Origin of the sequence: Variovorax brevis (assembly GCF_030317105.1) — a bacterium.
Taxonomy (GTDB): domain Bacteria; phylum Pseudomonadota; class Gammaproteobacteria; order Burkholderiales; family Burkholderiaceae_C; genus Variovorax; species Variovorax brevis.
Genome location: NZ_JASZYG010000028.1, coordinates 1 through 23,154, shown reverse-complemented (window position 1 = coordinate 23,154; position 23,154 = coordinate 1). Strand labels below are relative to the sequence as shown.

The following is a 23,154-nucleotide window of genomic DNA, read 5'->3' as shown; positions in this document are numbered from 1 at the left end:
TTAGCCGTTTGCGACGCGGCGAGGCTTGCGAAGTTCGCGCTTGGTCAAGCGCACAAGGTGATTTGCCAAAGCATCGATATCGCCAGGCGTGTTCTGGATGCCGTTCCACGGGCAAATGTCATCGTTGCCGAAATTCCACTGGCCGCTGGTCCACGCGGTGTACGGCTTGATCAAGCGCAAGGCTCGTTCGAATTGCTCGCGCGTTGTTGCGCCTTCCGCCGAGTAGAGCAACTCCATTACGAAGCCCATTGCAACAATCCCGGCCCCATGCTTGAGGCGCGAAGTGCGTGGCGTCATTCCTATCCACTGGGAACCAAATACCGTTCGGATGGCTTCGAAGTACTCATTGACAAGCTGAAAGGCACGCTCTTCGTAGTCGTCCATTCGAATGAAGTCGCGGATTGCACCATCCGAGACCGAATTCATGATCAGACGCTGCATGGCAGTATCGCTGATGACGCCCTTGGGATTGGTGTGCTGGCGGATTTCGCTGAACAGCGCCGAAGAACGCGTGAAGTTCAAGCGGTCAACGATACGTGCGGAAAACTTGCGAGCGGTGAAGCGCTCAGGCAATCCCTCGACAGTCGGCAACAGTTCATAGATCAGGGTCTTGGGCAGCGGCCGAGTGTTGTTGATCAGAACAAACTGCTGACGCAACTCGTTGTAGTCCTTGCACAGCAGCGCCGACACGAACACTTGAAAGCCCGGCTTGTCGATGCCCGAGAGGGCGCTGAGGCGCTGTTGACCATCAACCACAAAACCAGGTTTGGCCTTCGTTGCGTCAATCTCAAGTTCCACGGTGCCATTGCTACGGTCCTTGGCCTTGATGCCATCGATGAAGGCGATGATCACGGCGTTGGGCAGCAGAGCATCGTCGCGTACGAAGTAGTCGCGGATCTCTTTGATGTGCGAGGCGATCTGGTGACGCTGGAAGCCCTTTAGTTGACCGTCGTCCTGGCGGCCGACGCGCTCGATCTCCGAGAAAGCGAGAACCTGCTGGGGGGTGGCAGCAAAGGAAAACACGTCATGGCCGTCGGCCTGACGTGCCCGGATGGCCGTGAACTTGAATTTGGTCACTCTGCGTTCTCCATGGTGGTTTGTAGGTGCTTGTGATAGACGCCCAGGTTGTGGAAGCCGCGGCGCTTGTTGCGATTGCTGGACCGGAAAATGATCACCTCGACGCCGACGGCACGGCACACGTCACAGGCGCATCGTTTCCAAGGCGCGTCCTGCAGCGTGCGCCCAACCAACTCCTTCATCTTGGAGAGTTCTTTCTCTTGCTTGGCGGTGTCTTCCGACTCGCCCTCAACCAGGAAGCGGTGGTAGTCCATGACGGCCGTCAGGGTCTTGGCTGCGGTCTCCTGACCTTGGTCGAAGTTGCGAAGGGCGTTGAGCGCCTTCTGCTCACGTCTCTGCAAGTCTTCAGCGCTGAAGATGCCTCGCTTGATACCTTGGACAAGGCGCGTGTTTTCGATGGCTTGTGGGATTCGGATGGCCGTGTAGTAGTCCAGCCCTGGTCCATCTTGCGAGCCCATGTAGTAGTTGGACTTGTTGTCTTTAAACGCCCGAATCAGGGGTGACGTGGAATCGAAACTCGTAATGCCGTATCCGGTGAACTCTTGGATCTGGTCCGCCTTGGCAAATCCAAGTAGGTGGATCTTGGTTTCCGGTTTGATGGCGTCCCTAAGAGCACGCAACACGACGTGGATGGCGTCCACCCGCAATGGCACCAAGCCGCCGATGGCGAGGTATTGATAGCCCATCTTTTCGAGCTTCACGGCCGCATCGGCCATGCTTTTAGGCGACCAGCCTTGGACGGCGCCCATGGGTTCGAAGGGATAGCCCTCCTTCTTCGTGAGCTTGAGAAAAGCCTTGGCGTTCTCTTGTGTGATGTCAAAGCGCTTTTGCGTGGCCTCGGGCATCGTGGACCGCGAGGGATTGCTCAGGTCACAGTCGAAGATGATGTGGTCAGGGGACACGCCGTGAGTGAACCCGGCCTCGGTATAGAACTCGACGACTTCTTCGGGGGAGTAGGCAGGCTTTTCATGCTCGACATAGGCGAAGGCGCCGCAGTCGCCCATGAGCATGCAGTCCTTGAACTGAGGGCCGTCATAACGCAGGAACTTGCGTGCTCCATCGCGCAGCATGCGTTGCTCTTCCTTGGTGGAGTAGCGCACCTTGGAGGAGGCGACGCCGTCGGCTTGGCGGATGGCGCTCATGGAGACCAGCAGGCCGTCGTAGGGGGCGGGTTTCATCAACTCATGGGCGTACATGTCGCCCCAATAGCGCTCGCGCTTGGGCGCGTTGCGGTCGTTGATAAAGTCGTACGCCGGATCGACGTAGTCCTGCGTGTCGGAATACAAGAACTTCATTTCGAGGGGCTGGTTGTGTACGCACGCACGAGTGCGTCCTGTAGCTTTTTGATGTCGCGTGGCGTGCTTTGAATCTCGTTCCAAGCCACGCCCAGCGTGTCCCAGGTGCCCTTGGTCCATCGGCATGCGGGCGCGACGCGTTCAAGTTCCTTTTTGACCGCTTCGTATGTGCCATCGGCGTCCGAGAAGCGCGCATAGATGCGATCCATGAGCACGCCCATCGCTTCGATGCCGGCCGAGTGCATGAGGCGACTGTGGCGCGGGTCCTTGCCCCAGGCGTCTGGAAAGACGGTTTTGACGGCGGTCCAGAAGTTGATGAGAAGTCGATACATTGACTCCACGTCAGCTCCGTCGCGCGCACTCGCCTTGTAGGGCGCCAAGGCGCCCAGTGGATTGTTCATGCTGTTGCGGATCATCGTGATCACCGCGGTGTCGGTGACGATGGCCGCAGCATCACTGCGATCGGACGGACGCTTGATCAGCTTGAAGAACGGGGATTCGGAATCCCGATTGAGAAGATTGCAGATCTCGGAGGGAACCTTGCGGGCACTCAGGTCCTTAGGCAGTTGGATGCCGCTGGTCTCCGGCAGCAACTCGTTGATGAGTCGAGAGGGCAGGGGGCGCGCCTTGTTCACCAGGATGAACTGTTGGCGTTGCAAGTCCAAGCTGTCCGAGACGAAGCCCACTACCGGCACGGCGACATTGCGGTTCGTGACCTGCGCGAGCGCCAAGGACCTTTGTTGACCGTCGACGATCCAGGCCACCCGTTGACCGGCTTCATTGATCGGAATGGTCAAAGTGCCGGCTTGCGCCAAGCCCTCGTCCCCGGCGGGACGCGTGCCGCGCGAACCGGTGAAGCGCACCTGGGGGGACATGGCCAGGATGATGGCGTTGGGGAACAGCACGTCACCTTGGTTGAGGTAGTCGACGATCCCCCTCACGTGGCTGCGAATCTCAGGGCGCTGGAAGCCCTTCAATGCGTCGGAATCATCCCGATCGACGCGGGAAATGTCGGCCACCCGGACGATGTCGGCGCCCTTGATAAAGAAGGCGTAGACGTCCAACCCTTGGCCCTGCGTCGTGTGCAGCGCCCGGATGACGATCTCTTTCTTGGCGGCAACCTTGTGGGTTTTCATTGAATCTCGGTCTTGACTTGGCGCCATAGACCACCGAACCGTGCCTGTTCGCAGGCGACAAGGGCGGTGTCTCGGAGGTAGCGATGCAGGCGCGAGGAACTGCCTGCGTAGGTGCACCACTGAGTGCGGATGAGGTCCAGGATTTCCGCATCCGTCTTACGGACACGCGCTGGAATCAGAGGCTTTTTGAGGAGATTCAACGCCTGGCGGACCGCCTCCTTGGCAAGCTCGGCGTCCATGGCGTGACCTTGAATCTGCTCCACAAAGTGGCGCATCGCCCGCTGCGGAAAGTCCGAGCGTGTGCCGGCGTATCCCTTGAGTCCCTCAAGGCGCTCGTCATAAGGCAAGACGCAGGACTGCAGACGAGGGGCGACAGACTTGGCGCCGCTGGCTGAGGTGAAGATACGCAGGCGATCGAGCGACTTGTCCTGTATGTGCGCCAGATCGCGCTCCAGCATTGCGACGTAGGCTGAGGGCAGGGCGATCAGGAAGCGAGTGCTCTTGGATCGATTGACCAGTTGGCTCAAGGGCAGTGGCGTTCCTTTGCGGGCATTCAGTTCTTGCCACCAGTCCGACGTGCCAGATCCTGCTTGCGCGAGCGCCGGGGCCAGAGAACCGACACCGGTTGCGACGGTCATGTCGTAGTTCGGGACGGGATCATCTTGGGCGGCGAGGCCCAGACCAGCCGAGACCACATGCAGCGATGCAGCTAGATGGGTCGCGACAGCCTTGCTTTCGGACATGGCGCGACCCACGTAGAGTTCCCCTGCGGTGGTCGCTGCCTCGGTGTTCGCGGTGGCGCACAGCCAGCGGTCGGCCACGAGCGCGGCGCCGCCCGTCAGTTGAGCCGGCTTGAGTCGTGCCACCGGTTCGACTGCACGTTTGCGGGCGGTGCAGTTCGTGATGATTCCGAACCGTTCAATCATGACGGGCGTGTGCAAAGAGTCTTGAGTCGCAGTTATTGTAGCGTCGAAGGACCTGTAATTGCAGTTATTTTCGTAACCAGTATTCCAGTAAACTGCAGTTATTCTTACTTCAGAATGGCTTGTTTGTTCGACGTGCTGCCGTGCGATCGGCGTTGCCTGTGCAGGCACCCTGATCGTGAGTTTCGCGATCAACTCACCCGCCAGGCAAGCCTGCTTGCGCACGCGCAGTCGGAGGGTGCGACTCGCGCGCGGGGACTGGATGACCTTCAGCGCAAGTCCGGCAGTGGAAGCCGCTCGACGGTCAGGAAGATGAAGTAACTTGCGACGACACCACTAGAAGAGGTGCCGCCTCGAACTCAACTGCTTCTCGTTGTCTGGGAGGTCAAATGAACGGAAACGCGAACGAACTCAAGTCTCAACTGCTAGGGCGTGAGATGGCCTTCTTGCGTCGATGTCTGGACTTTCTGCGCAGCGAGGTTGAAGAATGCGCCCGCGAAATTCATGAAGTGGAAAAGGAGCGTGCCGCTGTCGAGGCAAAACAGACTCTGATCAACGCGCGGCCGTCATCGGCAGTCGCTCAATCTGACTGGTTCGATAAGCTTTCCGATGATGCATTCCTTCGATTAGCAGATCTGGTCCGGACGCCGAGGCGACGAAACGCGCAAGGGCTCCTTCCTTTCTCCTCTTCGACGTTGTGGCACATGGTTGCTGACGGCAGGTTTCCCAAACCCGTCAAGCTGAGCGAGGGAGTGACGGCTTGGCGAGTACGTGACATTCGCGCGTGGCTATGCACGCGGCGAGACTGACTCCGTGAGTTGGCCCGCTCCTGTTGTCGTCGCCGGTGGCTTCTTGCTGCAATAACCAGTGTTTGCCATAGCTTTGTAAGCATCGGAGCTTGCTTCATCTCGGCCGGCCTGGCCAGCGACAATTACTCAGCAGTCAGAAATATAGGCGACAGAAGGCGTTTGGAAGAATGATCGGACAAGTCTGCGATTCTTCTGCATGTCGCGCAGCTGCTGGTCGATGCGGATCTCGAGCTTCTCCCCCGCTCGCAACGGATTGCGCGCCACGCCGGTGCGCTTGACGTGACTCCACACCAGCTCGTCCGGGTTCAGCTCCGGTGCGTAGCCCGGCAGGATGTGCATGCTCAGCTGGCCGCCGGTGGACTCGATGTACTCGCGCACGTTGGCTTTCTTGTGAGCCGGCAGCCCGTCGACCACCAGGTGCACCGGCTTGCTGCGACCCTTCATCATCTTCTTGAGCAATTCGATGAACAGTTCGGCATTCAACGCACCCTGGTAAGTCGCGAACCAGAAGCCGCCTCTGGCGTTGACAGCCGAGGCCGCTGAGACCGACTGGCGTTGGCCGGGCCGCTCGATGACGGGGGTCTTGCCCTTGGGCGCCCAGGTCTTGCCGTGCACGGCGTCGGCGCGAAAGCCCGATTCGTCCCAGAAGTAGACTTCGCCCCCGCTTTGCTTGGCAGCCGCAGCGATGCCGGGGTAGGTTTCACGCTGCCAGCGCTCGATGGCTTGAGGATCGCGCTGATAGGCGCGCTGTAGCGGCTTCTGGGGGGTCAGCCCGAGCTTGGCCAGCAATGCACCGACGGCCGTCACCCCCATCTTCGCGCCGAACTTCTGCTCGATCAGCGCCACGACGATGGCGCGTGTCCACAGCCCGAAGTCAAGTCCGTACTGGCGCGGGTCGCGTCCATTGATCCAACGAAACACCTGGCGCTCCTGCGCGCTACTTAGCGTACGCGGACGGCCGGTGCCGCGCGTGCCGCGCAATGCCTTGAGGCCTTTGCCTCGACCCGACGAGGCCTGGAGCCATTTGTAGATCGTGGTGCGGCTGAAGCCGTAGGCGGCGATCACCGCAGAAGGCTTCTCGCCATCGCGAACTCGCTCCACCGCCATCAGGCGAATTTCTTCGAGCGTCTTGTGATCCAGCGTGCGGCCATCTCGCTTCATGCGCTATTGGATCATCAATTCGATTGCAGTGGGGGACTTTTGTAGCCTAAATTATCGACTACTGAGTATTGTGAGCGGCCGCATTGACTCGCCGGAATTGCTACCCGAGCTGACCTGTTGCCTCACGTAACTTGCTACCCGTCGGATGGTCCGACGGGAGCAGCACTACGTGACGAGGCGAATCAGCATGGCAACACGCAAAGAGTTGGTTGAAGCAGTGCGAGCGCGCTACAGCAGCGCGCCGCCGGTGGAGAAGGCGAAGATCCTGGATGAGTTCGTGGCCGTGACCGGCTACCACCGCAAACACGCCATCCGCGTGTTGCGAGAAGAGGCCAGCACGAAGGAAACTCGAGCACGCAACCGTCTGTATGACGAGGCGGTGCGGCAAGCCCTGACGGTGCTGTGGGAGGCCGCCGACCGAGTCTGCGGCAAACGCCTGAAGGCGTTGATTCCGATGTTGGTCGATGCGATGGAACGCCATGGCCACCTCGACCTGGACCCGGTCGTCAGGACCAAGGTCCTGCAGGTCAGCGCAGCGACCATCGATCGAGTGCTGGCCGATGCGCGTTCGCATATCGACGGGAAGCGCAGACGCCGCACTGGCGTAGGCGCGGCCATCAGGCGCAGCATTCCGGTACGCACGTTCGCCGACTGGCGCGACCCTGCGCCAGGTTTCTTCGAGATCGACATGGTCGAACACTGCGGCGGCCCGAAGACGGACGGTGACTACGTTCGCACACTGACGCTGACCGACATCGCCAGCGGTTGGACGGAATGCGTGGCGATGAGGATGCGCGACCAGATGCTGGTGATCGAAGCCTTCGAAAAGGTGACTGCCGATCTGCCGTTCGCGATGCTCGGCATCGACTCGGACAATGACAGCACCTTCATGAGCCAGGCCGTGTTCGACTATTGCAAGGGGCGCGGGCTTGAGCAGACGCGATCACGGCCCTACAAGAAGAACGACCAGGCTTGGGTGGAGCAGAAGAACGGCGCGATCGTTCGACGGCTGGTCGGCTATGGCCGCCTGAGCGGTCGCGAAGCTACGAAGGCCCTGGCGCGGTTGTACGAGTCGTCTCGCTTGTACATCAACGTATGCGGTCAATGAACCACGTCCTTGAGCCGCGGGCTGTGACGTGACAGCCTACGTTCCCACATAGATGAATGTGGGAACGTAAATGGCAGACGATTTGGAAGACCTCAAGCGCCGGCTGGTGGTGGGGCACAAGAGCGACGGACGCAGCGTGTACGACGAGGCGGCGAAGTCAGAGCTGGTGGCACTGTGTCGGCAGCCAGGCGCCTCGGTGTCGCGCCTGGCGCGCGAGTGCGGCGTCAATGCCAACCAGGTTGGACGCTGGCTTCGCGAGCATGGCCATGGTGGTCGGCCGCGCAAGGCCATCGCCAGCGCAGTGCCGGCGCCTGCGACGTTCGTGGCGGTCTCGTTGCCGCCAGCGTCGCCGATCGTGGCCCGATGCGGCGACGGCGTGATGGACGTGCAGGCACGCTTGCCCAATGGCGTGGCGATCGACCTTCGCGGCGTAGAGCTGCGTAACGTCGGCGAAGTGATCGAGGCGCTGGGGAGGCTGCGGTGTTCCGCTTCGACGAAGGGCTGAAGGTCTACCTGCACCGCGAGGCCATCGACTTCCGCACCGGTCTCAACGGCCTGGCGGTCCTGGTCGAGCAGGCCCTGGGGCTGGATCCGTTCGCGCAAGCCGTGTATGTGTTTCGCAATCGGCGGCGCGACCGCGTGAAGATTCTGGGATGGGAGCGCAACGGATTTTGGCTATTGATGAAGCGTCTCGAGGAGGACAGGTTCATCTGGCCCGACGTTGTCACCGTGCCGACGTTGACGGTGGAGCAACTGCACTGGTTGCTCGATGGCATTGATCTCGCGGTGGTCCACAAGCACCCTCGTCGCTTCTACGAGCGAGTGGCCTGATCGCTCAACGGCAGCTTGCAAAAAAGCTGCCGAATCTTCCTCGACAATGCGATGTTCGAGGAACGCCTGCACGTCATATTGATCAAAGCAAGCGATGGTTCAAATGCCCACCGCCCAAGAATTCGCAGCCCTGCAACAAGCCTTGGCCGAGGCCACCCGGCGCAGCGAATCTCTCGTTGGCGAACTGCGCGTGGTGACCACCGAGCGGGATCTGGCACTGGAACGCCTGCGCGCCTTGCAGCGTCAGTTGTTCGCCGCCAAGAGCGAGGCCCGCGGCACTGAGCAGAAGGACCTGTTCCTCAACGAGGCCGAGGCGCTCGCGCCGACCGCGCAAACACTGCCGGCCGAAATCGATGACGATGAATCGACGGCAGTCGCTGGCCACCAGCGCAAGAAGCGCGGACGCAAGCCGCTGGATCCCGCGCTGCCGCGCGACATCGTTCGCCACGAGCTGCCCGAGTCCGAGCGCATCTGCGCGCACGACGGCCACGCGTTGGTGGAGATCGGCGCCGAGGTCAGCGAGCAGATGCACGTCATCCCCGAGCAGGTGCGCGTGCTCCAGCACCACCGCATCAAGTACGCGTGCCCCTGCTGTGACCTGAGCCTGAAGGTCGCGCCGACACCAGCTCGCATCATCCCGCGAGGCCTACTCACTGAGGAGGCGCAGGCCTGGGTCATCACGGGCAAGTACCAGTTCGGCATGCCCCTGTACCGCACGGCCGTGCTGCTGCGCCGCTTCGGCGGCGACATCGTGAGCAACACGCTCGCCGCCGGCGTCGTTCGCGTCGGCCAGGCCGTTCAGCCCATCATCAACCTGCTGCGTGACCACCTGCTGGACTCCGACCTGATCTACGGGGACGAGACGACCGTTCAGGTGCTCAAGGAGCCCGGGCGCAAGGCGCAGACGAAGAGCTTCATGTGGGCACAGATGAACGGCAGCGGACCGCCAGTGCGGCTGTTCGCTTATGCGCCGGGTCGCGGTGCCGTGCACGCGCACAAGCTCTATGCCGGCATCCGGCGCGGTGCCGCGCTCGTGACCGACGGGTACCAGGTCTACGACGCAATTGCCGCCGACCATGGCCTGACGCATCTTGGATGCTGGGTTCAGTATCTGGGGTGGCGATTTATCTTGGGAACCTGCCCCGCGCGCTCAAAGTTCTCTCCGAAGAGACCTGGTCTTCGGACTCCGCATAATTCCCGGCGTGGTGTCGACGTTCGTCGACGCGACGGGGAACAGTCTTGCAAATTCCGCTGCGTACGAGGTCGAGTGTCGAGGCGTACATCGCTGGCCAAGAGTGGCGTGATGCTCAACTGCCCATTTGTCCGCTTCACGTGGCCGGCGGCTGCGGTCTCACACGCCATGGCAGCTATGCGCGGGTGACTCCGCAAGGGCTTCGCGTCGCCCGTTGGTACTGCCCGCGAGGACATCGAACGTTCAGCCTGCTGCCCGACTTCCTTGCAGCGAGGCTGCCTGGCCTTCTTGCATCAGTCGAAGACGCGGTTGCCACGGCGACGTCGAGCAAGAGCATGGAGGTTGCCGCCGGCGCCTTGCGCAGCCTCAATGTGACCTTGCCGAGTGCGTTGCGTTGGCTCCGCCGCCGACTGCGGGCGGTTCACGTTGCACTTGACGCCCTCTTGCGGTTGGCGTCGATCGCGCCGGCCGCCTCCTTCATGACGTGTGCAGCGCCGCTGGCCACCCTCGGTTCGGATAGCGTACTGCTTTGGCTGCGCCGCGCCGTCGCACCACAGTTGCTGGCCAGTTTGCCGTCGCCGCTGGGCTTCCTCCAAGCGCAGGGCAGCGCGCGCTCGCAGAGAGGTGACCAACACAGGAAGGGGCGTGACGAGGTCTTCGACTGCCGGTACGTTGTCGTTACCGATGCCCGGCATCAACCATGCAACACAAGTTCGTCAATTCGAAGCCAGCGATCAGTGTTCCGACGACCACGGACATGCGCCGGGTTTGGCGTGCCGATCGCTGCGTACACGACAGCAGTGCCGTCGAATACCTGCATTGGATAAGGCGATTCCGCGCCTACTGCGCCGAACGCGGGCTTGATGAGCGTAGCGAACTGACGTTAAGCGGAGCGCGTCGATTCATTGCTTGGTATGGGCGTCGGAGGCAACTCGAGGCCACCCAGTTGGGCAGCGCACGCACTGCGCTCTACGCGTTGACCCGCGTGTACGTGGTGTTGGGGATACCGCTTCCCGCGTGGCGCAAGCCAGTGGGCGTTCGCCCCCCGGCGTCGGCGCTGCTACGAGCGTACAGCGACCACCTCGCGCGCCAGCGTGGCAACCCCGCGCCGACCGTGCGCAAAAGGTTGAACCAAGTCGACAGAGTATTGGAGTACCTCGCTCGTCGAGGTAAGACCTGGCGAACGATGACGCTACTCGACATCGATGAGTTCTTGATCGAGTTCTCGCACCGATACGCACGATCGACGACAGCCGATATTGCTGGCGGCATTCGGTCTTTTGCACGATTCCTGCTTGCCACGGGGCGCATCTCGCTCGATCTGGCAGACGCAGTGGTCTCACCTGTTCGGCCTCCAAGATACGCGCAGCCGCGACGGGCGCTGCCATGGGAGGACGTGCAATGCTTGCTTCGAGCAGTGGACACGTCGTCGGCCCGGGGCCTGCGAGACCATGCGGTGTTGCTAATGATGTGCACATACGGATTCGGCGCCGGCGAGGTCATCCGCTTGCGGCTTGAAGACATCGACTGGGGCACCAACACGCTGACGGTAGTGCGGCCGAAGACTGGCGTTGCCTTCACCTTGCCGCTGCTGCCTGCCGTTGCCAAGGTGCTAGCGCGCTATCTGCGGCACGGGCGACCGCCGCACACGCCGACCAGGCACCTGTTCGTGCAAATGAAGATGCCGTTCGATCCCCTGACGGCCTCCTCAGCCGTCCGGCACATTCTCATCAAGCATGCCCATGCAGCCGGTATCGAAGCCCAATACCTCGGCAGTCACGTCTTGCGCTATTCGAATGCTGCGCGGCAACTCGATGTGGGCACACGCCCCAGGGTCCTCTCCGATTTGCTCGGTCACCGCGATTCCGAATCGATCTCGGCGTATGTGCGAATCGCCACCGAGTCGCTGCGCGAAGTGTCGCTGCCGGTACCATCATGAGGACGATTGTGACGGCTGCAGAGCTCGGTCGTGACGCGCAGGACTTCTTGCGTTTCAAGCGAGCCATGGGGGCGGACTACGGCCGAGGAGAATTCGTCATCAATCGCTTCGTCCGTTTCGTTGCGCGGCATTGGGGGGATCGCGGCGAAGTGGCACTCGACGTCGCCGTGGCGCGCTGGACCACACGAATTGCTGGGCGCAAGGCCGTGACCGTGGGCCTTGAGTTCGGCGTTGTTCGCCAACTGTGCCTGTATCGCCGCCGCCGTGATCCGTCGAGCTATGTTCCGGAGCATGCGCTGGCGCCTGTCAAGGTGTCGAGCTTCCAGCCTTACATCTTCTCGCATGACGAAGTGCGCCAACTCCTCGCGGCCGCCACTTCCCATCACGGGCGATTCATCTGGGGTCCCATGCTGCGCACCTTGGTCCTGGTGCTCTACTGCACGGGAATGAGGTTGGGCGAAGCCGTGCGGCTGAGGATGGTGGATGTCGATCTCAAGCGCGGCACGTTGCTGGTTCTGCACAGCAAGGGGCGCTCCCGCATTGTGGCGATCCGTCCCGACTTGGTAAGCGAACTCTCCCGCTACCTTGAAGCGCGCCAGCAATTGCTTGCCAACAATCAGCGGACCGATCCGGCCGCACTGTTCCTGCGCAAGGATGCTTCGCCGTTGACGGTCAAGTCCGCCTCGGATGCACTTCGAAGAATTCTGCGCGACCTCGGCATGAAGCCGAAGAGCGGACGGGCTGGCGCGCGGCCGTACGAGTTCCGTCATGCCTTCGCGGTGCATCGACTCACGGCGTGGGCAGTCGAAGGGATCGACGTGCAAGCCAAGTTGCCATGGCTGTCGGCATATCTGGGCCACCTGAACGCGCTCGGAACCGAGGTCTACTTGAAGGCGACACCTCAGTTGCTAGATTTGGCCAGCAGCCGCTTCGAAGATCATCTGCACCACGCGCGGCGGCCGCGATGAGCAGCGTCGCGCCGCACGCGCTGTTTGCTCACGTCGAGTCGTTCTTCACCGAGTACCTTCCGCGTCAACGCGGTGCCAGTGTTCATACGGTGCGGGCCTATCGGGACGCCCTGAAGTTGCTGTTCGAATTCGTCGCGCAACGCAAACGTCGCGACTTCTCCTCGATCGAATTGAGCGACCTCAACGCCGAAACGATTGGGCACTTCCTCGACCACATTGAGACTGCGCGATCGAACTCAGCCAACACACGCAACTGTCGGCGCGCTGCGATCCGCAGCTTCTTCAAGCACTTGGTTCGCAACGACCTGGCGCACTCGCAGCAGTATGCCCGCGTGCTGGCAATTCCCTCCAAGAAGGCACGCCAGCGTCCCGCCACTTACCTCGAGGCCGACGACGTTCGCGCGATCCTTGGCAAGCCCGATCGGCGCACTGCCGATGGTTGGCGCGACTACACGCTCTTGCTGTTTCTTTACAACTGCGGCGCTCGCGTCAACGAAGCCATAGACGTTCGCTGGAACGACCTGCACTTGGCTGCACCGCGACAGGTACGCCTGCGTGGCAAAGGCAAGAAGGAGCGGTTGCTGCCGCTGTGGCGCGAGACCGCCGATGCGCTGCATCGACTGAACGGCATGGTGGTGACGTACGATCAGCAGCGCGTCTTCCTCAACCATCAGGGCCAGCCGTTGACGCGCGATGGTGTCGCCTACATTCTGCACAAGCACGCGTCAGCGGTTGCGCGCGAGCGCCCAGCGCTCGCCAAGAAGAGGGTCACGCCACACGTTCTACGGCACTATCTACCCTTCCTGACTATGTCTGGCAATGCGCGCGGGTTGCGCGGCATCCTGGGGGATCTTGCAGGCCGCGATCGCGGCATCACGCGACATAGTTTCCCGGCCCTTATAGGCCGTTCAGGAAGTCCAGCAGACGGTCGGTTGGCTTGTATCGGCTTGGTTTGCCGGGTAGCGGTGTCGCCTTGGCCAGCGCCTGTTCCTTCATGGCAAGGGATGCGTCCAGATAGATCTGGGTGGTCTCGACGCTCTCGTGGCCGAGCCAAAGGGCGATCACGGATCGATTCACGCCGGACTGGAGAAGGTCCATGGCCATGGTGTGCCTCAAGCGGTGAACAGTGACACGCTTTTGCAAGAGCGACGGGCAGGCTCTCGATGCCGTCGTTCGATGCTTGTTCAGCAGGTATTGCACGCCGTGAACGCTCAGGCGTTCACCCTTGGCGCTGGGAAAAAGGATCTGCCCGTCACCACGCTGATGCTCGCGCAACCAGGCCTTCAGTACGGCCAGCGTAGGCTTGGCAATGGGTGTGCAGCGCTCCTTGCGCCCCTTGCCGAAGACCCGCAAGTGCGCGCCCGCTCCGAGGATCAGATCCTCACGCTTGAGGCCGGTCATCTCCGAAAGCCGCAAACCCGTTTGCACAGCCACCAGCATGAAAGCGTGATCACGCCGGCCGGACCAGGTGCGCTGATCTGGAGCGGCGAGCAGAGCGTCGACCTCGGCACGTTCGAGAAACGGGACCAAGGTCCGCGTGTAGCGCTTGCTGGGGATGGCCAGTACACGTTGAATCTGCGCGGAATGCGTAGGTGCTTCGAACGCGGCATAGCGGAAGAAGGAATGGATCGCGGTGAGCCGCAGGTTGCGACTTCGAACACTGACGCCATGGTGCTTCTCCAAGTCGTCGAGGAACTTCACGATCAAGGGGGCGTCGACCTCCGTGAGGCTCAGCCGTGACGGTGGTTTACCCAGTCGCTTCTGGGCGAACTTCAAGAGCTGGCGGAAGCTATCGCGATAGGAACTGATGGTGTGCGGACTGGCTTGGCGCTGCTGCATCAGGCGCTGAGTGAAGAAACGCTCGAGCAGCGGAGCAAAGCTGGCGGAATTGATCATGTCCGATCCTCCCAGCACCGTTCGAGCCGACGCATGGCCTCACGCATCAGCTCCGGGGATCCGCTCAGATACCACTGCGTATCTTCGACGTGCACATGTCCGAGGTAGGCCGACAGCACAGGCAGGAGGCGCTCAGGATCCTCGTCGCACTGATACCAGCGCACGAGCGTATTCGTCGCGAAGCGATGCCTCATGTCATGCAGGCGAGGTCCGCGGCTGTCGGAGGGACCGCGCAGGCCGATCTGTCGAGACAGGGCGTAGAAGGTTCGGTGAACTTCTCCGGCATCCAGACGATTCCCCCAGCTCGAAACGAACAGATAGGAAGACACAGGACGGTCTGCCCAATGACGACTTCGTCTGACGAGGTACCGCTCGAGCACCTTGCAGGTGGATGCATGCAAGGGCACGAGACGATCCTTGCCCAACTTGGTACCGCGGATCGTCAGGACGGCGGCTCGCAGATCGACGTCTCGAAGTTCGAGGTTGAGTGCTTCGCCCAGCCGCAGGCCTGAGACGCTCAGAAGCCCGTACAAGCAGTGAAAGATCCACGGCCTCAGCGCGCCGCGTTCGTATCGGTACGTCATGTCAAGCGCGGCTTGCAGCAAGCGCTCGATCTCGTCGTCCGAGTACAGATAGGGCCGTGCCCGCTGTGGCTGGAACGGTAGCAAGCCCTGCGGCGGGATCTGCGTGCGCGGATCCGTCGCACTGCGATAGCGGGCGAACCCGCGAATGACGCTCAAGCGTTGCGCCCAATAAGCTGGTCGAGCGCTTCTGGGCTGTTGTGCCCAGGCAAGAGCTAGCTTCGAGGTGATGTAGGTCGCGCGGTGCTGATGCATATAGGCGACGAAATCGAGCAACGCCTTGCCCGCTTCCCTGAGCTTGAAGCCCAGATCGCGTCGCATGCGCAAATATTCTTGAACGGCCTGCGAGAGGGTGTTCATGGCGTACTCCCTGGCCACGGCAGAGCCAGGCTGCGCAATGCCTCGATGTCCACCTTGGTGTAGATGGTCGTGGTCTGCGGATGACGATGGCCCAGAACGTCCCCGATCTCTCCGAGCGAAGCACCTTGACGCAACATCTCGGTGGCAAGGCCATGGCGAAACTGATGGGCACCCAGAGACGGGGTATCGACCCCGCAGCGCTGCAGCGACCGCCGGATGATCGAGCCAATGCCGCAGGCCCCCCTAAAGCCGCGAACCGGCGCCTTCGCTCGCAGAAACACGAATCGGCTGGCGCTGCGCGGTCGGCCGTCCTGCAAATAAGCTGCAATCGCTTCGCCGACATCTGCAGGCAGCGGCAGTTCGTTGCGACGCCCGCTCTTGCCGTGCACGGTCAACTGCCCGGCCTCCCAGTCAACATCATCGAGCGTGAGCAACGCAACTTCGCCTGAGCGCAATCCCAGTCGGGCAAGCAGGAGCAGGATGGCGTAGTCGCGGCGTCCAGTCCCGTTGCGCCGATCGATGCTGGCCAGCAGCTGACGGACCTGATCCGGAGTGATCGCGCGCGGGATCGTCGTCATCGACCAGTTGGCCACGACGGGCACGGCGGCGGCCAGATCCAGATCGACCTCCCCGATGTAGCGGGCATAGCGCAGGAACGAACGCAGAGCAGTCGTCATGAGCTTCGCTCGCTTCCGGTGCAGCCGCGGTGCCTGCTGTCGCACGAAGCGCAAGACTTCGGAGGCGCTCAAGCAAGAGAGTTCCACTGGCTTGGCGCGGAAACAATGCCGCAGAAAGTCACGGACGAACGGCACATAGTTGACGATCGTGGCGGTGGCCAAGGCGCGTCCCTCGCGCAGGTACACCTCGTATGCGTCTGCACAGCGATCAATCGAGCTTCGTTCGTGAACGGCCTGTTCGGCGGGACTCACGCCCTCGCGCCGCAGAAAGTCCATCAGGTGCGTGAGCGCTGCGCGATCACCAAGGCAAGGCCGGCGACGTCGAGCGCGATATCGCAAGTACCGCGTGACATGACCCGAGGTAATGCCTTCTGGTGTCACCGCGCGTTGACCGAGCCACCGGCTGAAACACGCACCGATTAGAACCTGACGGCGAATCGAACCGGTGGCATACCCCAGCGCACCCAACGAGTTTGCGAACGAAGCGAAATACCCCGCAAGCGGCCCTTCCGGCGCCCGAGACAGAACCAATTGGCTGCTGACGGCGAAGGTCATGGTGGACTCCTTGCCCCGCACGAGGGCTGTTGCAAGGGTCCAAGACTATGTCGGGTTCGTCCTTCCAATGTCAGCAGAGCACGAGGCCATCAGCCGCACTACCAGACATAGTCAGGTAGGGTAGATAGTGCCGTCTACCTCTTCAGCGACGTAGACGGCACAGTTGTGCCGTCGCCTTGCTGCAGTCGGGGACCGACGTGACGGTAATCCGTGACTACCTTGGCCACGCCAGCGTCGCAACCACAAGCCGATACATCACCACAAACCTCCAGATGAAGCGCGAGGCGATGCAATCCTTCTGGACGCATGCAGGACTCGAACGCTCGAATGCCAAGCCGTGGAAGCCGAAGCCAAATCTGCTCGCGTTCTTGCAGTCCCTCTGAGCCCACGGGATTTATGCGGGGTCGCTGCGGGCCGATGGCCGCGTCGCAACTGCATGTCGCTCTCGTCACTCAAGATAAAACGGCACCCCAGATACTGCAGAGAGTCTTTAGCCGAGCGGCTGCGGCGCGCAGTCGTTGTTTCGAGAAGACGCGCCTCGTCCGCGGGCGGTTGGCTAAAGATCCCGTTGAACTGAACCGCCCGCGCGGCGGTGGTGCTATGGGAATTGAATCAGCACCGACCTGTTGAAGTCGCATGGACCTGCGGTGTCAGGGCTGCCCGGTTGATTCTGAATTTGAGGGCGAGCGGCAGTGACGTGTGCGATGGGAGGGCCATGTGCGTGTACGGACTGATCTCTTCATCGATCATTGGTGCGTGCACGCAAAGGGGGACCTGTCGCTGTGCGCGACGCGGCGAGAAGTGCTGGCACTGACGGTTCGAGATCGTGTTCATGGTGGCGCGGACGGCGGCCCCCGGGGCAAGGTTCCCGGCAGGAAGGATTCGATGCGCACCATCTGGCCACGTCCGCAATGCGGGCAGTCGCGCAGCGACAGGCCCGTGAGGCGCTGGTAACGGTCCCGGTAGTCCAGCGCTGCATCGGGCAACTCGACGACCGGCGCAGGTGCCGCCAGCAATTGCCGACAGTGGTCGAGCTTGATCTCGCGGTAGCGGTTGGCCAGCAGGCCGTAGTGGCGAATGCGCTGGAAGCCGGCCGGCAGTACATGCAGCAGGAAGCGACGAACGAACTCCTGCGCGTCCAGGCACATGACCTTGCGACGCGACTCGTGACGGTAATCCTTCCATGCAAAGACAACCCGACCGTCGGCGAAGTCGATCAGACGGTTGTTGGAGATCGCCACCCGATGGGTGTAGCGCCCGAGGTAGTCGAGGACCTGCTGCGGGCCGCCGAACGGCGCCTTGGCGTATACGATCCACTCGGCATCGGCAACCGGCGCCAGGTAGCGGGCGAAGGAATCGGGATCCTGCAGCGCCACAAGGCTGTTGAAGAAGCGCAGTTCTCCCTCGTCGAAGGCCTGCCGCAACTGCGTCAGGAACAGGCGCCGGAACAGCCGCGACAGCACCCGCACCGGCAGGAAGAAGCCCGGGCGGCAAGCGATCCAGCGCCGGCCATCCGGAGCCATCCCGCCGCCCGGCACGACGCAATGCAGGTGCGGGTGATGCAACAGGTTCTGGCCCCAAGTGTGCAGGATGGAGATGAACCCGATCTCGGCGCCCAGGTGCCGGCGATCGGCGGCGATGGTGCGCAAGGCCTCGGCGGTGGCGTGGAACAGGATGTCGTAGACCACGGCCTTGTTCTGGTACGCGATGGCGGCAATCTCCTGCGGCACGGTGAAGACAACGTGGAAGTACTCGACTGGCAGCAATTCTGCCTGCCGATCTTCGAGCCACTGCGCGCGAACCAGCGACTGGCACTTCGGACAGTGTCTATCCCGACAACTATTGAACGCGATGCGCTGGTGGCCGCAGGCATCGCACTGCTCGACGTGGCCGCCCAGCGCCGCCGTTCGGCAGCGCTCGATGTTGCGCATGACGCGGCGCTGCCCAGCGCTGATCGCGTCAGCGTGGTCCTGACGGTAGGCAGGCCCGACTTGGCGGAAGATGTCCGCCACTTCGAGCCCGGTGGCTCGCATCGCCGCCGGCTCAGAACACCGGGGGCGGAGACGGCTCGGACGGTAGCGGCGGGACCTCAGGCAACAAATCCAGCGGACTGGTCGTCGCGCACACCGTGCTGGTCGCTATCTTCAGGTATCGCGAGGTGGTGGCCAAGCTGCGGTGGCCGAGCAGAAGTTGGATGCGGCGCACATCGGTGCCGGACTCCAGCAGGTGCGTGGCAAACGCATGCCTCAGAGAGTGCGGGGTGATTGGCTTGGTAATGCCGGACGCACGGTGTGCCTTGTGGCACGCCAACCCAACGGCGCTGGTCGAGATGGGGTGACCTGGGATGTCGCCCGGAAACAGCCACGTCCTGGGACGCACGACCTTCCAGTATTCGCGCAACGCCTGCAGCAATCGCGGCGACAACATGACGTATCGGTCCCGGCGGCCCTTGCCTTGATCGACCCTGACTACCATGCGCTGACTGTCTACGTCGGTCACCTTCAGATGCGTGACCTCCGATATGCGCAGGCCGGCGGCATAGGCGGTCGTAAGAATCGTGCGCTGCTTCAGGCTGTCGACGCACGCCAGGAAATGCAAGACTTCCTCCGGGCTGAGCACGATTGGAAGCTTGAACGCCTTCTTGGGCATGGGGATGTCGTCGGGCGACCACTCGCGCTTGAGCGTCACCTTGTACAGAAAACGTAGCGCTGAGGTCGCGATGCTGATTGAGCTTGGAGCAAGTTTGCGGGTCGTCGTCAGATGGACCTGGTAGGCCCGCACCTCCTCTGGTCCGAGTTCGGCAGGCGAGCGGTGGAAGTGTCCCGCGTAGAGCGAGGCCTGTTGCAGGTAGGACAGTTGGGTGTTCTCGGCGAGATTGCGAATGCCCATGTCTTCGAGCATCCGCTGGCGTAGCGGTGTCATGGCGAAGCTCCTTTGCAAGTGGAACGGATGAAGTGCTGCGAACAGCAACTGCATCGTTCCCCATCGGGACTTCACCGGAAATGCGCCCGGCCAGCGGGTGCGCGCGACACCGCCGATCAGGCACTACCGCGTCAGCGGTTTAGTTCAGTGCACCTTATCTGGAGCCCCAGATAAGGTGCATGCAAGGAGACCCTTTGTGAAAGCCGAAGAGGCGATCCCGAAGGCGGCCCGGTCACCGGACCACTTGGCCACACGGTTCATCAGACTCATCGGCAAGCTCTATCGTGCCGAGGCGCTGGCCAAGGACTGGACGTCAGAGCGCCGTCATCGGCTGCGTCAGCGCTACAGCGCCGCAGTGGTCAAGCAGATCGAAGAGTTGCTGCTCAAGCACCTGCACGCCGTCGCCCCAACGAGCCTGCTGGGTGACGCGCTGCACTACCTGCACGGGCAGTGGCCCAAGCTCATCCGCTTCCTGGACAACGGGACCTGGCCGCTGGACTCCAACCCGGTGGAAAACGCCATCAGACCATTCGTCGTTGGACGCCGCTCATGGCTCTTCGCCGACACCGTCGGCGGTGCGAACGCAAGCGCCAATCTTTATTCACTCATCGAGACGGCCAAGGCCAACAACGTCGAACCGTATCGCTACCTCGTCGCTCTGTTCAAGAAGCTGCCACTGGCGCAAACGGCCGATGACTACGAGGCGCTGCTGCCTTGGCGCATCGCACTGGCCGACGCCTGAGCGCGTGCTTCAGAACGGCGCGAAGACGAACGCGGCCTGCGCTTCGCGGCGCTGCTGGCGTTTGAGCCAGCGCTTGGTCGCCGCCGCGTCGCACAGCATGCGCAGTTCGCGTTGCTGCTGGTCGAGTTCAGCGCGCCATTGGCGACTCGTCTGCTCGAGCACGAGACCCAGCTTGCGCGGATTGACACCCCGGCCAGGCTCCAGACCAAACTCCATGCAGAACTCCACCTCGACGTGTTCGAGTTCGGCCTTGAGTTCGGCCAACTGCTCGCCCAGAACCTTGTTGTAGTGCTTCAGGCGCTGCTCGCCCGCATTGGCGATATGGCTCGCGTCGATCTGTTCGATCTGCAGTTGCAACTCCAGCAGCGCGAGCAGATCGTTGGACTCATAGGCTTGGTTGACGCGCTGCATCAACGCCGTCTTCGCCTCGCGTTGCCGCTCGTCGGGTTCGCGGTCCGGGTGCAAGGCGCTGGCCAGCTTGCGATAGACCTCGCGCACCGACTGCGTGGCCTGTCGTGCCTCGGCCTCGCGCCGCTGCTGAGCCACGCTCTTGCGTCGACGGCCGGCCTTCGCGCCGCGCTGAGCTTCCTGCGACGCCACCTGTTCCTGCAAGCCTTGATGCAGGCGTTCCAATAGTTGCGCATCCGAGTCGATGCCTTCGTCGTCGCCCAGGTCGAGGCCGGTCATCGCCTCGGCCAGGCCCTTCATCGCCAGCATCCTCTCGCGCTGCTCGGTGTCGAAGTCCACCTCGGCATGCTTGTCGAACAGCGCCTTGAGTTCCGAGTCGTCGCCGCGTGCGTCAAGCATTTCACCAGCCGCCTCGCACAGCAATTCGCGCAGCGTGCCGCGCTCGGCGTGGGTCCAGTTGCGTTGCTCAAGCGCTGCATCCAGCGCCCACACCCACTGCCTGTGGCCGGCAAGTAGTTCGGCTTGCAACGGCTTCAACACTTCAACATGCGCCTGACGATACGCCGCAGTGTTCTCGTTCCACGCCGCCAGGGTCTGCCGCGCCTGCTCGATCTGCCGGATCAGCGTATTGAACCGCTTCTGCGAGGGCGTCAGCGCCGGGCCAGCGGGGGTAGATGAGACTTGAAGTGCATCGATATGCGACACAGCCTGCTCCAAAGTAGACGATGACCGGTATTCTCGTACGGCACCGCCGCGCTGCTGCTATCGAAGGCATGGAGCCAGAGCAAGAACGCGGATGATTGATCGCTTACACATCAACTACTTCCAACCCTCGTTCAAGCTGAAGTCCAAGACGCGCGACGGCGCCCGCGTGCACAAGGTCTACTTCGCGCCGGCGACGCCGTGTGAACGGCTTATCGCCCACAGCGGTGTTGAGCCGGCGGTCAAAGAGAAGCTGTCGGCGCAATTCAAGCGACTCGACCCGGTGCGGCTGCTGCAGGAAATCCGCAGCGCACAGCAGACGTTGAGCGAGATCGCGGCCCACGGCGTGCCGACGGAAGTGAACTCGAGAAGTGCAGCCGATGTTGCAACGTTTCTTCAAAGCTTGTCGTCAGCCTGGACCCAGGGCGAAGTACGTCCGACGCATCGCAATCAGCCCAAGGCCAAACACTGGTGGAGGACTCGGACCGACCCGTTCGCCGACGCGTGGCCAGTCATTGAAGGGTGGCTGATCGCGGAGCCCTCGATAGCGGCCAAGGCCTTGATGGCTCGTCTGGTCGCGATGGTGCCAGAGATTTACGACGGCAAGGCGCAGTTGCGGACGCTACAGCGCCGGGTGAAGGCCTGGCGCTGCGCGCGCATCACCGAAATGGTCCTGGGCGGTCTCCGCAAGGCTGATGCAGTGGCGGCCGAAGTCTGAACGCAGTCGATCACCTTACGCGATGCCGAGGGGGCCGGGCGCCTCGCGCCCGGCAGGCCATGGACATGTGGACGATGCGCCTGCGGCGCACCGGCTGCGACCGTGGACAACGCGCCGCTGCGCGGCTGCGTTGCCCACCGCCGCACCCTTCGCCCACATGCCCACAGCCTTCAACTAAACGCGAGTTCCCCGCTCTCTGTAGTCACTCCAACGACGGCAAGTACTTGTCGCCGCTGATGAATCCTCCTCTGCGGAGGATTATTTCGGTTGATACATGTAGTCACTAAAATGACTTGCATTATTCACATCTTTCGACTAGATTTCTCTTCATGGCAGCTCGTACCGGCACCGCTCACGTCGTCACTACGACGCGCACCTACAAGGACCAGGTCTATCGCACCCACCTGCTGCGCCGCAGCTACCGCGAGGACGGCAAGGTCAAGAACGAGACCCTGGGCAACCTGTCGCACCTGCCCGACGAACTCATCGAGATCATCCGGCGCTCGCTGCAGGGCGAGACCTTCGTGCCCGCGGCCTCGGCGTTCCAGATCACGCGCTCGCGCCCCCACGGCCATGTGCAGGCAGCAAGCGCCGCGATGGCCGGCCTGGAGATAGCCTCGCTGCTGGCCTCCAAGCCGTGCCGCGAACGCGACCTGGTGCTGGCGATGGTGGCCGCGCGCATCGTCGCCCCGCACACCAAGCTGGCCACCACCCGCTGGTGGCACACCACGACGCTGGCCGAGGACTTCGGCGTCGCAGACGCCGACGCGGACGACCTGTACGCGGCGATGGACTGGCTGCTCGAGCGCCAGGACCGCATCCAGAAGAAGCTCGCCGCGCGCCATCTGAGCGCTGGCGCCCTGGTGCTGTACGACCTGTCCTCCAGCTACTTCGAGGGCAGCTGCTGTCCGCTGGCCAAGCTCGGCTACAGCCGCGACGGCAGGAAGGGCATGCTGCAGGTCAACTACGGCCTGCTCACCGATGCGCGCGGCTGCCCGGTGGCCGTGTCGGTGCATGAGGGCAACGTGGCCGACAGCCAGACCTTGCTGCCCGAGGTCCAGCGGCTGCGCGAGGACTTCGGCGTCGAGCAACTGGTGATGGTGGGTGATCGCGGCATGATCTCCAACAAGGCGATCCAGGAGATGCGCGAGACC

General features: G+C 62.4%; 19 protein-coding genes and 4 pseudogenes. 12 read left to right on the top strand and 11 right to left on the bottom strand.

All coding sequences use genetic code 11. From position 1 onward, the window contains the following. From dbpB (QTI66_RS35990) to QTI66_RS35975, 4 genes are read right to left on the bottom strand one after another with little or no spacing between them, the layout of a single operon-like run. A complete protein-coding gene (dbpB, locus tag QTI66_RS35990) occupies window positions 1–1,077 on the bottom strand; it encodes a DGQHR domain-containing protein DpdB (RefSeq protein WP_286565165.1) in 1,077 nt (358 codons plus the stop codon). After that, window positions 1,074–2,372, bottom strand: a complete 1,299-nt coding sequence (gene dpdA / locus QTI66_RS35985; protein WP_286565190.1) for a tRNA-guanine transglycosylase DpdA — start codon at window positions 2,370–2,372, stop codon at window positions 1,074–1,076. The genes dbpB (QTI66_RS35990) and dpdA overlap by 4 nt, the downstream gene beginning before the upstream one ends. Then, window positions 2,369–3,508, bottom strand: coding sequence for a DGQHR domain-containing protein DpdB (gene dbpB / locus QTI66_RS35980; protein ID WP_286565189.1), 1,140 nt, complete (start codon window positions 3,506–3,508; stop codon window positions 2,369–2,371). The genes dpdA and dbpB (QTI66_RS35980) overlap by 4 nt, the downstream gene beginning before the upstream one ends. Next, a complete protein-coding gene (locus QTI66_RS35975; protein WP_286565164.1) occupies window positions 3,505–4,434 on the bottom strand; it encodes a hypothetical protein in 930 nt (309 codons plus the stop codon). The genes dbpB (QTI66_RS35980) and QTI66_RS35975 overlap by 4 nt, the downstream gene beginning before the upstream one ends. 386 nt (window positions 4,435–4,820) lie before the next feature. On the opposite strand from QTI66_RS35975, the gene QTI66_RS35970 reads away from it, so the two are divergent. Beyond that, window positions 4,821–5,240, top strand: a complete 420-nt coding sequence (locus QTI66_RS35970; RefSeq protein ID WP_286565163.1) for a helix-turn-helix transcriptional regulator — start codon at window positions 4,821–4,823, stop codon at window positions 5,238–5,240. 126 nt (window positions 5,241–5,366) lie between these two features. Here QTI66_RS35970 and QTI66_RS35965 read toward each other — a convergent pair whose 3' ends face one another. Next, window positions 5,367–6,401, bottom strand: coding sequence for an IS630 family transposase (locus QTI66_RS35965; protein ID WP_286565162.1), 1,035 nt, complete (start codon window positions 6,399–6,401; stop codon window positions 5,367–5,369). A 247-nt stretch (window positions 6,402–6,648) separates the two neighbouring features. On the opposite strand from QTI66_RS35965, the gene QTI66_RS35960 reads away from it, so the two are divergent. The 7 genes and pseudogenes from QTI66_RS35960 to QTI66_RS35930 form a co-directional block, all read left to right on the top strand. Then, a complete protein-coding gene (locus tag QTI66_RS35960; RefSeq protein WP_286565161.1) occupies window positions 6,649–7,509 on the top strand; it encodes a DDE-type integrase/transposase/recombinase in 861 nt (286 codons plus the stop codon). 70 nt (window positions 7,510–7,579) lie between these two features. After that, the gene (locus QTI66_RS35955) at window positions 7,580–8,014 is read left to right on the top strand and encodes a transposase (protein ID WP_286565160.1); all 435 of its coding nucleotides are present in this window, start codon (window positions 7,580–7,582) and stop codon (window positions 8,012–8,014) included. Further along, window positions 7,990–8,340: an IS66 family insertion sequence element accessory protein TnpB gene (gene tnpB, locus QTI66_RS35950; RefSeq protein WP_286565159.1), complete on the top strand. Its 351-nt coding sequence runs from the start codon at window positions 7,990–7,992 to the stop codon at window positions 8,338–8,340. Before QTI66_RS35955 ends, tnpB begins: the two co-directional genes overlap by 25 nt. A gap of 103 nt (window positions 8,341–8,443) precedes the next feature. Next, window positions 8,444–9,442 (top strand): annotated as a pseudogene (tnpC, locus tag QTI66_RS35945) (IS66 family transposase); the annotation flags it as partial. A gap of 790 nt (window positions 9,443–10,232) precedes the next feature. After that, window positions 10,233–11,471: a tyrosine-type recombinase/integrase gene (locus QTI66_RS35940; protein WP_286565157.1), complete on the top strand. Its 1,239-nt coding sequence runs from the start codon at window positions 10,233–10,235 to the stop codon at window positions 11,469–11,471. After that, complete coding sequence (locus QTI66_RS35935; protein ID WP_286565156.1) at window positions 11,468–12,439, top strand: tyrosine-type recombinase/integrase; 972 nt, start codon at window positions 11,468–11,470, stop codon at window positions 12,437–12,439. Before QTI66_RS35940 ends, QTI66_RS35935 begins: the two co-directional genes overlap by 4 nt. Continuing rightward, window positions 12,436–13,176 (top strand): annotated as a pseudogene (locus QTI66_RS35930) (tyrosine-type recombinase/integrase); the annotation flags it as partial. The gene QTI66_RS35935 and the pseudogene QTI66_RS35930, both read left to right, overlap by 4 nt. Window positions 13,177–13,336: 160 nt before the next feature. Here QTI66_RS35930 and QTI66_RS35925 read toward each other — a convergent pair. The 3 genes from QTI66_RS35925 to QTI66_RS35915 are packed head-to-tail and all read right to left on the bottom strand — an operon-like array spanning window position 13,337 to window position 16,508. Then, window positions 13,337–14,335, bottom strand: coding sequence for a site-specific integrase (locus QTI66_RS35925; protein ID WP_286565155.1), 999 nt, complete (start codon window positions 14,333–14,335; stop codon window positions 13,337–13,339). Further along, window positions 14,332–15,276 (bottom strand): tyrosine-type recombinase/integrase, encoded by a 945-nt coding sequence (locus QTI66_RS35920; protein WP_286565154.1) that lies wholly within the window; start codon window positions 15,274–15,276, stop codon window positions 14,332–14,334. The genes QTI66_RS35925 and QTI66_RS35920 overlap by 4 nt, the downstream gene beginning before the upstream one ends. After that, window positions 15,273–16,508 (bottom strand): site-specific integrase, encoded by a 1,236-nt coding sequence (locus tag QTI66_RS35915; protein WP_286565153.1) that lies wholly within the window; start codon window positions 16,506–16,508, stop codon window positions 15,273–15,275. The genes QTI66_RS35920 and QTI66_RS35915 overlap by 4 nt, the downstream gene beginning before the upstream one ends. Before the next feature lie 167 nt (window positions 16,509–16,675). Here QTI66_RS35915 and QTI66_RS35910 point away from each other — a divergent pair. Beyond that, window positions 16,676–16,891, top strand: a pseudogene (locus QTI66_RS35910) (integrase); the annotation flags it as partial. A gap of 447 nt (window positions 16,892–17,338) precedes the next feature. Here QTI66_RS35910 and QTI66_RS35905 read toward each other — a convergent pair. Together QTI66_RS35905 and QTI66_RS35900 are read right to left on the bottom strand one after the other, a co-directional pair. Then, the gene (locus QTI66_RS35905; protein WP_286565152.1) at window positions 17,339–18,541 is read right to left on the bottom strand and encodes an IS91 family transposase; all 1,203 of its coding nucleotides are present in this window, start codon (window positions 18,539–18,541) and stop codon (window positions 17,339–17,341) included. A gap of 10 nt (window positions 18,542–18,551) precedes the next feature. Next, entirely contained in the window at window positions 18,552–19,430 is an 879-nt protein-coding gene (locus QTI66_RS35900; RefSeq protein WP_286565151.1) for a tyrosine-type recombinase/integrase, read from the bottom strand. A gap of 178 nt (window positions 19,431–19,608) precedes the next feature. Here QTI66_RS35900 and QTI66_RS35895 point away from each other — a divergent pair. Beyond that, window positions 19,609–20,172 (top strand): annotated as a pseudogene (locus QTI66_RS35895) (IS66 family transposase); the annotation flags it as partial. Window positions 20,173–20,181: 9 nt separating this feature from the next. Here the strand turns inward: QTI66_RS35895 and QTI66_RS35890 are convergent. After that, a complete protein-coding gene (locus tag QTI66_RS35890; protein WP_286565150.1) occupies window positions 20,182–21,285 on the bottom strand; it encodes a J domain-containing protein in 1,104 nt (367 codons plus the stop codon). A 91-nt stretch (window positions 21,286–21,376) separates the two neighbouring features. On the opposite strand from QTI66_RS35890, the gene QTI66_RS35885 reads away from it, so the two are divergent. Next, window positions 21,377–22,000, top strand: coding sequence for a hypothetical protein (locus QTI66_RS35885; protein WP_286565149.1), 624 nt, complete (start codon window positions 21,377–21,379; stop codon window positions 21,998–22,000). 329 nt (window positions 22,001–22,329) lie between these two features. Beyond that, window positions 22,330–23,154 (top strand): IS1634 family transposase (locus tag QTI66_RS35880; RefSeq protein WP_286565148.1); only part of this gene is annotated, 825 nt, incomplete at its 3' end.